At 59.0% G+C, this 13,874-nt stretch carries 12 protein-coding genes and 2 pseudogenes; 6 read left to right on the top strand and 8 right to left on the bottom strand.

Going from position 1 to position 13,874, the window contains the following annotated elements; genetic code table 11:
• Positions 1-324: 324 nt before the first annotated feature.
• From glpD to BZ163_RS22410, 4 genes and pseudogenes are all read right to left on the bottom strand, one after another.
• Positions 325-1,862: pseudogene (gene glpD / locus BZ163_RS22425) on the bottom strand (glycerol-3-phosphate dehydrogenase).
• Between the two features lie 275 nt (positions 1,863-2,137).
• A complete protein-coding gene (locus BZ163_RS22420; RefSeq protein ID WP_027922833.1) occupies positions 2,138-2,893 on the bottom strand; it encodes a DeoR/GlpR family transcriptional regulator in 756 nt (251 codons plus the stop codon).
• A gap of 95 nt (positions 2,894-2,988) precedes the next feature.
• The gene (gene glpK / locus BZ163_RS22415) at positions 2,989-4,494 is read right to left on the bottom strand and encodes a glycerol kinase GlpK (protein ID WP_128872632.1); all 1,506 of its coding nucleotides are present in this window, start codon (positions 4,492-4,494) and stop codon (positions 2,989-2,991) included.
• 75 nt (positions 4,495-4,569) lie between these two features.
• Complete coding sequence (locus BZ163_RS22410; protein ID WP_128872631.1) at positions 4,570-5,421, bottom strand: MIP/aquaporin family protein; 852 nt, start codon at positions 5,419-5,421, stop codon at positions 4,570-4,572.
• Positions 5,422-5,783: 362 nt separating this feature from the next.
• On the opposite strand from BZ163_RS22410, the gene ybaK reads away from it, so the two are divergent.
• Together ybaK and BZ163_RS22400 are read left to right on the top strand one after the other, a co-directional pair.
• Complete coding sequence (ybaK, locus tag BZ163_RS22405; protein WP_128872630.1) at positions 5,784-6,254, top strand: Cys-tRNA(Pro) deacylase; 471 nt, start codon at positions 5,784-5,786, stop codon at positions 6,252-6,254.
• A pseudogene (locus BZ163_RS22400) lies at positions 6,248-6,370 on the top strand (isomerase); the annotation flags it as partial. The gene ybaK and the pseudogene BZ163_RS22400, both read left to right, overlap by 7 nt.
• A gap of 111 nt (positions 6,371-6,481) precedes the next feature.
• Here BZ163_RS22400 and BZ163_RS22395 read toward each other — a convergent pair.
• The gene (locus tag BZ163_RS22395; protein ID WP_128872629.1) at positions 6,482-7,591 is read right to left on the bottom strand and encodes an ABC transporter ATP-binding protein; all 1,110 of its coding nucleotides are present in this window, start codon (positions 7,589-7,591) and stop codon (positions 6,482-6,484) included.
• Entirely contained in the window at positions 7,588-8,508 is a 921-nt protein-coding gene (gene argF / locus BZ163_RS22390; protein WP_128872628.1) for an ornithine carbamoyltransferase, read from the bottom strand. The genes BZ163_RS22395 and argF overlap by 4 nt, the downstream gene beginning before the upstream one ends.
• A gap of 394 nt (positions 8,509-8,902) precedes the next feature.
• On the opposite strand from argF, the gene BZ163_RS22385 reads away from it, so the two are divergent.
• The 3 genes from BZ163_RS22385 (at position 8,903) to grxD (ending at position 11,871) form a co-directional block, all read left to right on the top strand.
• Positions 8,903-9,193 (top strand): hypothetical protein, encoded by a 291-nt coding sequence (locus BZ163_RS22385; RefSeq protein ID WP_128872627.1) that lies wholly within the window; start codon positions 8,903-8,905, stop codon positions 9,191-9,193.
• Positions 9,194-9,327: 134 nt separating this feature from the next.
• A complete protein-coding gene (locus tag BZ163_RS22380) occupies positions 9,328-11,433 on the top strand; it encodes a molybdopterin oxidoreductase family protein (protein WP_128872626.1) in 2,106 nt (701 codons plus the stop codon).
• 96 nt (positions 11,434-11,529) lie between these two features.
• A complete protein-coding gene (gene grxD, locus BZ163_RS22375) occupies positions 11,530-11,871 on the top strand; it encodes a Grx4 family monothiol glutaredoxin (RefSeq protein WP_007943565.1) in 342 nt (113 codons plus the stop codon).
• Positions 11,872-12,065: 194 nt separating this feature from the next.
• On the opposite strand, the gene bfr is transcribed toward grxD, so the two are convergent.
• Both bfr and BZ163_RS22365 read right to left on the bottom strand, forming a co-directional pair.
• The gene (gene bfr / locus BZ163_RS22370; protein WP_064679481.1) at positions 12,066-12,539 is read right to left on the bottom strand and encodes a bacterioferritin; all 474 of its coding nucleotides are present in this window, start codon (positions 12,537-12,539) and stop codon (positions 12,066-12,068) included.
• A gap of 198 nt (positions 12,540-12,737) precedes the next feature.
• The gene (locus tag BZ163_RS22365) at positions 12,738-12,956 is read right to left on the bottom strand and encodes a bacterioferritin-associated ferredoxin (RefSeq protein ID WP_064679480.1); all 219 of its coding nucleotides are present in this window, start codon (positions 12,954-12,956) and stop codon (positions 12,738-12,740) included.
• 314 nt (positions 12,957-13,270) lie between these two features.
• Here BZ163_RS22365 and BZ163_RS22360 point away from each other — a divergent pair, with 314 nt between their 5' ends.
• Positions 13,271-13,873 carry a peroxiredoxin gene (locus BZ163_RS22360; protein WP_064679479.1) on the top strand — a complete coding sequence of 201 codons (603 nt, stop codon included), beginning with the start codon at positions 13,271-13,273 and terminating at the stop codon, positions 13,871-13,873.
• Position 13,874 lies beyond the last annotated feature (1 nt).

Raw genomic sequence — 13,874 nt, 5'->3', positions numbered from 1 at the left:
GTGCCAGGCCAGGCCATATAGATCAAGTTATTGATTTATAAGGATATTAAATATTTATGGCTTGGTTTTTAATAACGAGATATCCGGTAAACCGAATTGACCGACAGGTCGCGTTCGGAAAACCGAATACAATCCGGCCCCCTACACATATCCCCTGTAGGAGCTGGCTTGCCAGCGAAGGCGGTGGATCAGTCAACATCTTCATTGCCTGTTATGACGCCTTCCCTGGCAAGCCAGCTCCTACAGGGGGTAGACAGTGTTAATCAGAACGCAAAAAGCCCCTGAATCTGGCGATTCAGGGGCTTTCGTTAACCGGTTTGCCGATCAGGCCGCTTCAATCTTGCTGCGGTTCTGTTCGACCTTGCCCAGATAATCCACCAGCTTTTGCTGCTCGTCCGCAGTGGTGAACAACCCCAGCTTGCTGCGACGCCACAGAATATCGTGCGCCGTGGTCGCCCACTCCTCGCTGCACAGGTAATCGACTTCGCGGGTATAGAGGCCGCCGCCGATGTGTTCACCCAGGTCGCCGAGGTTCTGCACACCTTCAAGCATGCGCCACACGCGGCTGCCGTAAGTGGTGGACCAGCGGCGGGCGATCTCGCTCGGCACCCAGTCGAACGTATCGCGGATCGCGAGCCGAGCGCCTGTGGAGTGGTCATGTCCTCGCCGCCCGGCAGGGTAGCCGTGGCCGTCCAGCGTGGCTTGATGTCCTTGAAGTACGGCGCCAGTTGCGCCAGCGCCGACTCGGCCAGTTTGCGGTAGGTGGTCAGCTTGCCGCCGAACACCGACAGCAGCGGCGCTTCTTCGCCAGTGCCCGACAAGGCCAGGGTGTAGTCGCGGGTGACGGCCGACGGGTTGTCGGATTCGTCGTTGCACAGCGGACGAACGCCGGAATAACTGTGCAGGATGTCGTCGCGGCTGATGCGCTTCTTGAAGTGGGCGTTGACCACTTTGAGCAGGTAATCGGTTTCGCCTTCGGTAATCGCCACCTTGGCCGGGTCGCCGGTGTACTCGCGGTCGGTGGTGCCGATCAGGGTGAAGTGGTTCAGGTACGGAATGGTGAACACGATACGCTGATCTTCGTTTTGCAAAATGTGCGCATGTTCGCCTTCATACATTTTCGGCACGATCAGGTGGCTGCCCTGGATCAGGCGGATACCGTACGGCGATTCCATTTTCAGGTCGTCACGGATGAATTTGGCGACCCAGGGACCTGCGGCATTGACCAGCGCCCTGGCGCGGATCGAAAACAGGCTGCCATCGGCGCGTTCCAGATGCAGGTGCCACAGACCCTTGGTGCGACGAGCGCTGACACAGCGGGTCTGGGTGTGAACGTGGGCGCCGTTCTCGCGGGCGGCCATGGCGTTGAGCACGACAAGGCGCGCGTCATCGACCCAGCAATCGGAGTATTCGAAGCCTTTGCTGATTTCGCTTTTCAGCGGGCTGTCCGGGCCGAACTTGAGACTCTTCGAGCCTGCGAGTTTTTCCCTTTTGCCCAGATGGTCATACAGGAACAGGCCGGCACGGATCATCCAGGCTGGACGCAGGTGCGGACGGTGGGGCAGCACGAAGCGCATCTGCTTGACGATGTGCGGCGCTTTGGCCAGCAGCACTTCGCGCTCGGCCAGGGCTTCGCGCACCAGACGGAATTCGTAATGTTCGAGGTAACGCAGGCCACCGTGGATCAGCTTGCTGCTGGCCGACGAGGTGTGGCGGGCCAGGTCATCCTTTTCGCAAAGGAACACCGAAAGACCGCGACCGGCGGCATCCGCTGCGATCCCCACGCCATTGATCCCACCACCGATGACGGCGATATCGTAGACCTCGGCGAGAGGGGGCGTAGGCAAGGTAGAAGTGGGCATCGGCTGGCCTCGGGCTTTTTTGATGTTCTGTATTGGATTTCGAACATTAATGTTCATTTGCGAAAATGGTAGCCCATAAACGCGCCCACAGCCAGCTAACTTCGATTGAAAATACTGATCGAAGGGCTAGGAAAGGAAAATTTTCGAACATTAAAAACGAGCGGAGGGGTATTGCGGGGAGGCATATTGTAGGAGGCGGCTTGCAGGCGAAGGCGTACTCAAGGGCGCCTTCGCCAGCAAGCCGGCTCCTGCAGGTCGTTTAACGCCCTTCGGGGTTAAACGACCTCCAGCCGAATCTTGTGCTGACTCAGCAACTGCGCCAACGCCGGCACTGGCTGCTGATCCGTCACCAGGCAATCGATCAGGCTGATCGGCCCCAGGCGAATCATCGCGTTGCGCCCGAACTTGCTGGAGTCGGCGGCGAGGATCACCTTCCGAGCGTTGGCGATGATCGCCTGGGACACCCGCACTTCCTGATAATCGAAATCCAGCAGGCTGCCGTCTTCGTCGATACCACTGATACCCACGAGGGCAAAGTCGACCTTGAACTGGTTGATGAAGTCGACACTGGCCTGGCCCACCACCCCGCCGTCGCGCCGCACGTTGCCGCCGGTCAGCAGTACGTCGAAGTCGTCCTTGGCGCTGAGCATGGAAGCCACGTGCAGGTTGTTGGTGATGATCTTCAGGTGATTGTGGTTGAGCAGCGCGCGGGCGATCGATTCGGTCGTGGTGCCTATATTGATGAACAACGAGGCGTGATCGGGAATCTGCGCGGCAATGGCTTCGCCGATCCGCTGTTTTTCATCGCGCATCTGGTCGGCACGCATGGCGTAGGCGGTGTTTTCGACGCTGGAATCGTAGGCTGCGCCGCCATGGTAGCGACGCAGCAGGTTGGCTTCCGCGAGCTGATTGATATCGCGGCGGATGGTTTGCGGTGTAACGACGAACAGCGTAGCCATTTCCTCGATGCTGACATAGCCGCGTTCGCGGACCAGTTCGAGGATTTGCTGCTGACGGGGAGGCAGATTCATGGGGCGTCCTTTGGGCTGCCGTGCAAAATTTGCCCATGATGCCGGAGGAATCTGCTCCCTACCAGTTACATACCGATACGAGTACCGGGCTTGGCTTATTCAGCGCCTTCGTGCGGTTCCCAGTCGCGTGTGCGGCTGACGGCTTTTTTCCAGCCAGCGTAGAGTTTTTCCTTGGCGCTTTCTTCCAGGGTCGGTTCGAACTTGCGCTCGATTACCGCCTTGCCGCGCAACTCGTCCAGGCTGCCCCAGAAGCCACAGGCCAGGCCGGCGAGGTACGCGGCGCCCAAGGCCGTGGTTTCGCGCATTTGCGGACGCTCGACCTGAGTGCCAAGGATGTCGGCCTGGAACTGCATCAGGAAGTTGTTCGCCACTGCGCCGCCGTCCACACGCAGGGACTTGAGGCGTTCGCCGGAGTCCTGTTGCATGGCATCGAGTACGTCGCGGGTCTGGTAGGCAATCGACTCCAGTGCGGCACGAATGATGTGATCCACGCGCACGCCGCGGGTCAGGCCGAACAAGGCGCCACGGGCATACGGGTCCCAGTACGGCGCGCCCAGGCCAGTGAAGGCCGGTACCAGGTACACGCCGTTGCTGTCCTTGACCTTGTTGGCGAAGTATTCGGTGTCGTGGGCGTCGTTGATGACCTTCAGTTCGTCACGCAGCCATTGAACGGTTGAGCCGCCGTTGAACACGGCCCCTTCCAGCGCATAAGCCACTTCGCCGCGGGGGCCGCACGCGATGGTGGTCAACATGCCGTGTTTGGACTTCACGGCTTTATCGCCGGTGTTCATCAGCAGGAAGCAGCCGGTGCCGTAGGTGTTTTTCGCCTGGCCCGGCTCGACGCACATCTGGCCGAACAACGCCGCCTGCTGGTCGCCGGCGATGCCGCCGATGGCGATGCCGCTTTTAGTGTGGCCATAAATTTCTGATGACGACTTAACTTCCGGCAGCATTTCCCGCGGGATATCCAGCACCTCCAGCATCTTCGCGTCCCACTCCAGGGTGTGGATGTTGAAGAGCAGGGTGCGCGAGGCGTTGGTGTAGTCGGTGACGTGTACCTTGCCGCCGGTGAATTTCCAGATCAGCCAGCTGTCGACGGTACCGAACAGCAGTTCGCCCTTGCGTGCGCGCTCACGGCTGCCTTCGACGTGATCGAGGATCCACTTGAGCTTGGTGCCGGAGAAGTACGGGTCAGTGACCAGGCCGGTGGTGTCGCTGATGTATTGCTCATGGCCATCGCGTTTGAGCTGCTGGCAGATTTCGGTGCTGCGCCGGCACTGCCAGACGATCGCGTTGTAGATCGGGCGGCCGGTGATCTTGTCCCAGACTACGGTGGTTTCGCGCTGGTTGGTGATGCCGATGGCCGCCACCTGGTCGTGGTGCAGGCCGGCTTGAGCCAGGGCCTCGACCATCACCGCGCTTTGGGTGGCGAAGATTTCCATCGGATCGTGTTCGACCCAACCGGGCTGCGGGTAATGCTGGACGAATTCGCGCTGTGCGGTGCAGACCACATTCGCGTCACGGTCGAAAATGATCGCGCGGGAGCTGGTCGTACCCTGATCGAGGGCAATGATGTAGTTCTTATTCTGAATGTCGGTCATGTCGATTGCCTTGGACGAAATAAGGGAGTGGGATCAGGCGCGGGATCGAATGGGCAGGATCGCACGCCTACGCTATCAAGAAGTTCTTGGTTTGCCGTCAATGGCCGGTGCGGCATCCGTCGTAGCAGGTAGGAGGCTGGGCAGATGACGGGCAATCAGCCCGCGATAGGCGGCAGCACCGAGGCAGGCACCGACTATCGGTGCAAAAATCGGAATCAGGAAATACGGGATATCGCGCCCGCCGGTGAGGGAAATTTCACCCCAGCCGGCAAAGAAAGTCATCAGTTTGGGGCCGAAGTCACGTGCCGGGTTCATCGCGAAACCGGTCAAGGGGCCCATCGAGCTGCCGATCACCGCAATCAGCAAACCGATCAGCAATGGCGCCAGCGGGCCTTTCGGCAGGCCATTGTTGTCGTCGGTCAGGGACATGATCACACCCATCAGAATCGCAGTGATGATGACTTCAACCAGGAAGGCCTGGGCGGTGGACAAGACCGGGTGGGGAAAGGTGGAGAACACCGACGCCAATTCGAGGCTGGCCTGAGTTCCACGAACCATATGGTGAGTTTGTTCGTATTCGAAGAATAAATTGCTGTACAGCGTGTACACCAGCAACGCGCCACAGAACGCACCGGCCACCTGGGCGAGAATATAAAAGGGCAGTTTGCGCTTTTCGAAATCGGCAAAAATGCTCAGGGCGATGCTCACGGCGGGGTTGAGATGCGCCCCGGAAACGCCTGCGGTGAGATAGATGGCCATGCTCACGCCGACGCCCCAGATGATGCTGATTTCCCACAGGCCAAAGCTGGCACCCGCAACCTTGAGCGCGGCAACGCAGCCGGTACCAAAAAATATCAGCAGCGCAGTACCCAGGAATTCGGCCATGCATTGGCTCGAGAGCGACGGTTGTTGTAAAGCAGTTGTCATTGAAAACCTCGTTTATTGTTGTTGTATGGCGCTTTTTCAAAGCGCGATTTTCACCGAGGCAGAATCCCCATCCTGATCCTCGGTTTGCTGCCGGGTGCTGCGGTGAGACATTTGTACTGTATTCGTATTCGAAAAAATATAGACAAGAAACGCTGCTGTCAAAGGTCGAAAGTGAACCGTCAGTCACAATCGAACTATTAGTCACGTCAATGACCACTTCGTTCACGCTGCGGGCTGAACATGGACGAACGGCGCAAGACCCCGCCAAGCCATTGAAACAGCACGGCAATAGCGCCATTTGTCGATCAATGTCTTAGAATCCAGCGCAGGATTTTTCTTCTGTCGCCCAGTCTGGAGCTGCCATGACCCCCGCATTGGATTTGTTGAAAAAAGTTCGTGCCGAACATCGAGTGCACAGTTACGAACATGATCCCAAGGCCGCGTCCTATGGGCTGGAGGCTGCAGAGAAACTGGGACTGGACCCGGCGCAGGTGTTCAAGACCTTACTGGCGGCCAGTGAGAAGGGCGAATTGCTGGTGGCGGTGGTGCCGGTCGTCGGAAGTCTCGACCTGAAGGGCCTGGCTCACGCGGCAGGCGTGAAAAAAGTCGAGATGGCCGACCCGGCGGCTGCGCAGCGCTCCACCGGTTACCTGTTGGGCGGCATCAGCCCGCTGGGACAGAAAAAACGCTTGCGCACCTTTATTGATAATTCCGCTCAGCCTTTTGCCAGCATTTTTGTCAGTGCCGGTCGTCGCGGCCTGGAAGTCGAATTGGCGCCTGCGGTGCTGGCCGAGCACACCCAGGCGAAGTTCGCCGAGATCGGCCGTTCCTGACGGCTTATCAGTGTTCGGTGCGGTGCGGGGGGGTGTTCTGCCGTCTGGAAAGGGATCGGGTGAAGATTGGCGGGAATGCGACACTTGTTGTGAGCGGCACGTTGTTGCTGGGTTGACTTCAATCCCTGTAGGAGCCGGCTTGCCGGCGAAGACGGTCTATCAGTTAATACCTCTACTGAATGTACCGCCGTCTTCGCCGGCAAGCCGGCTCCTACAGTTTTCAGATGTCAGCTGGCAGTGCTGTAGCGGCGGACACCGGAGTCGACCACCGGAATCTGCGCCGCGACGCTGCCCGATGCCTGGAACAGCACCAGATGTTCCGCGGCAACCCGAATGCCGACCTCTGCCCCCACCTGATGGTCGGCATGACTGGGGAAAATCGACTCCAGCTGCGCGCCGGTCGGCAACTGCAGGCGATACAAGGTCGACGCCCCCTGGAAGGACTTGCCGACAATCTTCGCCTTCAAACTGTTGTCCGGCGCATAAACGATGTCATCCGGACGCAGCAGCACGTCCACTGCGCCACCGATCGGCCAGGTGTAGGCCCGGTTGCCGCGCAACTCGCCCAGTTCGGTCTGCACCGACTCCGGGCTATTCAGCTGGCCGCGAATGAAATAGCCCTGGCCGATGAAACTGGCCACAAAGGGTGTCAGCGGTTCGTGATACAGGTTGTAGGGCGTGTCCCACTGTTCCAGGCGACCCTCCCTGAAAACCCCCACATGGTCGCTCACCGCGAACGCTTCTTCCTGGTCATGGGTCACCAGGATCGCGCTGGTGCCGCGAGCCTTGAGGATGTCGCGCACTTCGTGGCTGAGCTTGCGTCGCAGTTCGCCATCAAGGTTGGAGAAGGGCTCGTCGAGCAGCAGCAGTTGCGGCTCCGGCGCCAGGGCCCGGGCCAGGGCGACACGCTGCTGCTGGCCACCGGACAGCTCATGGGGGAAACGCTTGCCGAGGTTTTTCAGGTTGACCAGTTCCAGCAGTTCTTCGATCACGCGATCCTTCTGCGGATGTTTGCGGATCCCGAAGGCAATGTTTTCGGCCACGCTCAAATGCGGGAACAACGCATAGTCCTGGAACACCATACCGATCCGACGCTTCTCCGGAGCGAGGGTGAAGCCGGCGCGGGAGATGGTTTCCCCGGCCAGCTGGATTTCACCTTCGTGCACCGGTTCGAAACCGGCAATCGCCCGCAGGGTGGTGGTCTTGCCGCAGCCCGAAGAGCCCAGCAGGCAACCGATATCGCCGGCGTTCAAATGCAGGTTGAGGTTCTGTACCACCCGCTGGTCTTGGTAGCCGCAGGCGAGGTTGCGCAGGTTAAGCAGTAAGGGATGGCTCATGCGTGGTGATACGCCGGCTCGACCAGAAATTCGAGCAGGGCCTTTTGTGCGTGCAGCCGGTTCTCCGCTTGATCCCAGGCGACGGAGCGCTTGTCGTCCAGCAGGTCGAGGCTGATTTCCTCGCCACGGTGGGCGGGCAGGCAATGCATGAACAGCACATCGTCCGCGGCCAGATCGAGCAGGGCTCGATTGACCTGGAACGGCGCGAACAGCTTCAGGCGCTTGGCGGTTTCTTCTTCCTGGCCCATGGAGGTCCAGACGTCGGTGCTCACCAGGTGGGCGCCGCGCACGGCTTCCTTCGGATCGCGGACGATGGTCACCCGATCGCCGGCCTTGGCCACGAATTGCGGGTTGGGCTCAAAGCCCTCCGGGCACGCGACACGCAACTGGAAGTCGAACTGGATCGCCGCTTCTATATAGCTGTTGCACATGTTGTTGCCGTCGCCGATCCAGGCCACGGTCTTGCCCTGGATCGAGCCGCGGTGTTCGAGGAATGTCTGCATGTCGGCCAGCAACTGGCACGGGTGCAGGTCATCGGACAGGCCGTTGATCACCGGCACGCGGGAGTTGGCGGCGAATTCGGTCAGGGTGCTGTGGGCGAAGGTACGGATCATCACTGCATCGAGCATGCTCGACATCACGATGGCGCAGTCGCCGATCGGCTCGCCACGGCCCAGCTGGGTATCGCGCGGCGACAGGAAGATCGCCTGGCCACCGAGCTGGATCATGCCGGCTTCGAAGGAAATTCGGGTGCGGGTCGAGGACTTCTCGAAAATCATCCCGAGCACGCGGTTTTTCAGGGGCTCGAACAGTACGCCGCGGTTACGCAGGTCTTTGAGCTCAACGCCTCGACGGATCACGCTGACCAGCTCTTCGGGCGTGCAATCCATCAGGGAGAGGAAGTGCCTTGCGCTCATCATTGACTACCTTTTTGCAACAGACCGCAGATACTCAAAGCCTTGTTTAACTGAAAAACGGGCGAGACCTGCGGCGTAAGCCGCACGGGGCGACGAAATAGGGGAAGGCGCGATCTTATAATTAAATGTCGCGTCTTACCAATAGGGGCTACGGTTTTAGGGGATTCCAGAGGGGCTACGGGGTGACCGCAGTAGCGCATTTGAAGCCTGTTTCCTGACAGCAGCCGGTCATTTGTACACTGGGCTTGCAGGGCTTTGCAATAAAACGGCGTGGGGTTGACATGGCGATGGTCGGTTTTCTGCTGGCCATTGGCCGCTTTTGCTGACTGAAACATTTGATAAAGCAGGGGGCTGGGTTATAACTAAGATTCAAGCGACGCAGGGAGCCTTTGGAATGGAATCGAAAGAACAGCAGCTAATGGAATTACTCAGCCTCACGGCCCGCTCTCTGACCCATCTCACCGCGTCCATGACCTCGATGTCTTTCGAGCTGATGCGCAGTAACGACGAGGTCACCAAGGCGGCCGGCCGGCGGATGATCGACCGCATGGCGACCATCAGCACCGGTCTCGACGAGCACTGGCGACTGATCGGCGAACTCACCGGCGTGCATCTCGCCCAGGAACAGATCGAAACCATTCAGGAGATCCAGTTGCAGGCGCCGGCGAACCTGCCGCCGAACTGAACCGCAAAGGTCATCGGCTGGCCTGATGGTCACCGATTCACAAGACGAACCTCGCTGGCGCGACGCCGGGTCAGGCGCCATAGTTTTGTTCCCGCGGCCGACATTGCCCGCCCAGAACAAGACAGAGACTGGCCATGACCAAGACTCTCCATCACCGCGCGTGCCACCTGTGTGAAGCCATCTGCGGCTTGACCATCGAAACCACCGAGGCCGAAGGTCGCGTGCAGATCACCTCGATCAAGGGGGATGCCCAGGATAGTTTCAGCCGCGGGCATATCTGTCCCAAGGCCGTTGCGCTGCAGGATATTCAGAATGATCCGGATCGCCTGCGCCAGCCGATGCGGCGGGTCGGCAGCGAATGGCTGCCTATCGAGTGGGAAGAGGCCTTCAGCCTGGTCGCCGAACGCCTGGCAGCGATTCAGGAACGTCACGGCCAGAACGCGGTGGCGGTCTATCAAGGCAATCCCAGCGTGCACAACTACGGGCTGATGACCCACAGCAATTACTTTCTCGGCCTGCTGAAAACCCGCAACCGGTTTTCCGCGACGTCGGTCGACCAGTTGCCCCATCACCTGACCAGCCATCTGATGTACGGCCACGGTTTGCTATTGCCGATCCCGGACATCGATCACACCGATTTCATGCTGATCCTGGGCGGCAATCCGCTGGCCTCCAATGGCAGCATCATGACCGTGCCGGACGTGGAAAAACGGTTGAAGGCCATTCAGGCCCGGGGCGGCAAAGTGGTGGTGGTCGATCCGCGCCGCAGCGAAACGGCGGCGATGGCCGATCAGCATCTGTTCGTGCGTCCGGGTGGCGATGCGGCCTTGTTGTTCGGGCTGCTCAATACCCTGTTCGCTGAAGGGCTGACCACAGGCAGTCATTTGCCGGTGGACGGTCTGGATGAAGCGCGTGCCGTCGTCGCGAGTTTCACGGCCGAGGCCATGAGCCCGCTGTGCGCCGTGCCGGCCGAACAGATCCGCCAACTGGCGCGGGACTTCGCGGCTGCGCAGGCCGCGGTGTGCTACGGGCGCATGGGCGTTTCGACCCAGGCGTTCGGCACCTTGTGCCATTGGCTGGTGCAACTGATCAATCTGGTCACCGGCAACCTCGATCGCGTGGGCGGGGCGTTGTGCACCGAACCTGCCGTGGACCTGGTGGCCTCGACGTCGGGCGGGCACTTCAATCTGTGGCAGAGCCGGGTGTCCGGGCGTCCCGAATACGCGGGCGAACTGCCGGTGTCGGCGCTGGCCGAAGAGATGCTCACCGAAGGGGAAGGGCAGGTCCGGGCGCTGATTACCGTGGCGGGCAATCCGGTGCTCTCCACCCCCAATGGCCGCCAGCTGGAACAGGCGCTGGACGGGTTGGAGTTCATGGTCAGCGTCGACCTGTACATCAATGAAACCACGCGTTATGCCGACCTGATCCTGCCGTCGACCTCGGCGCTGGAAAACGATCACTACGACACCACTTTCAATATGTTCGCGGTACGTAACGTGACGCGCTTCAACCGCGCGATTCTGGCCAAACCGGAAGGCGCGTTGCATGACTGGGAAATTTTTGTGGGGCTGGCCAAGGCCTTTGCCGCGAAGACCGGCAAGGAACTGAAGCCGACGGTCCCGCCGGCGCAGATGATCGATCGCGGCTTGCGGGCGGGGTTGTATGGCGATGCTTCGCAACACAAGCTGTCGCTGGCGACGTTGTTCGATCACCCGCATGGTGTCGATCTCGGGGCGTTGAAAGCCAACCTGGCGCCACGTTTGAAAACCGCCAATCAGCGAGTCCAGGCCGCACCGGCGGCGCTCCTTGCCGACCTGGCGCGTTTCGCCGCCCTGCGAGCCCCGGCCCTGGATGAGTTGCTGATGATCGGCCGCCGTCATGTCCGCAGCAACAACTCGTGGATGCATAACTATCACCGCCTGGTGAAGGGCAAGCCGCGCCATCAGTTGCTGATGCACCCGGACGATCTGGCCAGTCGTGGGCTCCACGATGGACAGCGAGTGCGCGTCAGTTCGCGGGTCGGCGTGATTGAAGTTGAAGTGCTGAGCAGCCTGGACATGATGAAAGGCGTGGTCAGCCTGCCTCACGGTTGGGGTCATGCGCGGCCGGGCGTGCAGATGACGATTGCCAGTGGCCAGCCGGGCGCCAGTGCCAACGACCTGACGGATGAATGTCAGCTCGATGAGTTGTCGGGCAATGCGGCGTTGAACGGAGTGCCGGTCACTGTCGCGGCGGCTTGATCAAGTCTGTGGGGAGGCCGAGCATGGCGCTCGGGTTTCCGTTACAATGCGCTACCGTGCCGACCCTTGAGTCGGAAAGTTCAGCCGAGGTGCTCCATGGATATCATCGAAACGATTAAAGAGCAGATTGCCAACAACACCATTCTGCTTTACATGAAAGGTTCGCCGAATGCCCCGCAGTGTGGCTTCTCCGCAAAAGCCGCGCAGGCCGTGATGGCATGTGGTGAAAAATTTGCTTATGTGGACATCCTGCAGAACCCGGAAATCCGCGCCAACCTGCCAAAGTACGCCAACTGGCCAACTTTCCCGCAACTGTGGGTCGGTGGTGAGCTGGTCGGCGGTAGCGACATCATGACCGAGATGGCTGCAGACGGTTCGTTGCAAACGACCATCAAGGCTGCTGTCGAAGCTGCTGCTGCGAACAAGACCGAAGCCTGATCCGATCCCTGCAGGAGCAAGCTTGCTCGCGATGAACGATAATGCGGTCTTCCTGTAGGACCGCGTCGCCCGCATCGCGAGCAAGCTTGCTCCTACAAGGTTTCAGGTGCGCCTGAAATCCGGGCACAAAAAAAGCCCCGCCTCTGTAAGAGAGAGCGGGGCTTTTTATTGTCTCGAGTTCAGCAGGCGCTGATTTACTCTTCGCCCATCTGCGATTGCAGATAGTTCTCAAGACCGACTTTATCGATCAGGCCCAGTTGGGTTTCCAGCCAGTCGATATGTTCTTCTTCGGATTCGAGGATGTCTTCGAGCAATTCACGGCTACCGAAGTCGCCAACGGTTTCGCAATGCGCGATCGCCACCTTGAGATCGGCATGCCCGGTTTTTTCGATACGCAGGTCGCACTCGAGCATTTCCTGGGTGTGTTCGCCGATCTGCAGCTTGCCCAGGTCCTGGACGTTAGGCAGGCCTTCGAGGAACAGGATGCGCTTGATCAGCTTGTCCGCGTGTTTCATCTCGTCGATGGATTCGTGGTATTCGTGCTTGCCGAGCTTGTTCAGACCCCAATCTTCGTACATGCGCGCATGCAGAAAGTATTGATTGATCGCGACCAGCTCATTGGCAAGGATCTTGTTGAGATGCTGGATGACTGTAATGTCGCCTTTCATGATGGGGTCCTGCCCTGTATTAGCTGTCTATAAGGTAGAGTTTGAGCCGCACAAGTAAGAGTGTCAAACCTAAGTTATTGAAAGTTAAGTGAAAATTAATAGGAATAAGAATGTTTGTGTTCCGCGTCTAGAGCGTAACCGATTGATTTTCAGGCATAAAAAAACCGGACTTCAGTCCGGTTCTTTGAAATACGGTATTTATGCAGCGGTAAATTCTACAGGATAGGGTATCGCAGCCTGGGCCGATTGTATTTTGGTCAGGGTTTCGCGGACCACTTCCTTGGCAAGGCAGGCGCATTTACCGCATTGACTGGCAACGCCGGTAGCCTGGCGGACTTCCTTGTAGCTGCAGCATCCTTCATAGATTGCATCGCGAATTTGGCCGTCGGTGACGCCAGTGCAGAGGCAGACATACATAAGTGAAAACCGTCGCTGGTTGTGACTCAATTGCGATGGATCTTAATGTTAACGAGAATGATTGTCAAAGTTGTTTCTGACAGCTTCGCGTTATAAACGGGCACGACCGACGAACGGTTTTTTCCAAAGCAATGTGCCAGCAAGCGCCACCCAGCCTTTTTAACCTGTCTGCGAAAAACCGTTGAGGACAGCTCAAACACGCAGTGTATGATGGCCGGTCCTTATGAAGCGGGTGCGTGTCACAGGGCTGTCGCCTGAAGGTGGCAGGCTGGCACAAACCCGGAACTTCACGTTTTTACACCAGGAGATATCCAATGAGCGTACTCGTAGGCAAGCAAGCCCCTGACTTCACCGTACCGGCCGTACTCGGCAATGGCGAAATCGTAGACAGCTTCACCCTGTCGTCGGCCATCAAAGGCAAATACGGCCTGGTGTTCTTCTACCCACTGGACTTCACCTTCGTATGCCCGTCAGAGCTGATCGCTCTGGACAATCGCATGTCCGATTTCAAGGCGCGCAACGTTGAAGTGATCGCGGTGTCGATCGACTCGCACTTCACCCACAACGCCTGGCGCAACACCCCGGTCAACAATGGTGGCATCGGCGAAGTCCGTTACACCATGGCGGCCGACCTGAAGCACGAAATCGCCAAGGCCTACGACGTTGAGTCCGAAGGCGGCGTGGCGTTCCGTGGCGCGTTCCTGATCGACGACAAAGGCGTTGTCCGCTCGCAGATCATCAACGACCTGCCGCTGGGCCGTAACATTGAAGAGCTGATCCGTCTGGTCGACGCTCTGCAATTCCACGAAGAGCACGGCGAAGTCTGCCCTGCCAACTGGAAAAAAGGCGACAAAGGCATGACCGCTTCGACCGAAGGCGTCGCGGCTTATCTGACCGAGAACGCTGCTGCGCTGTAAG

The organism is Pseudomonas sp. VI4.1 (assembly GCF_002029345.1).
Taxonomy (GTDB): domain Bacteria; phylum Pseudomonadota; class Gammaproteobacteria; order Pseudomonadales; family Pseudomonadaceae; genus Aquipseudomonas.
The sequence above is the reverse complement of the archived record's forward strand: the minus strand, read 5'-3'. Positions and strand labels throughout refer to the sequence as shown.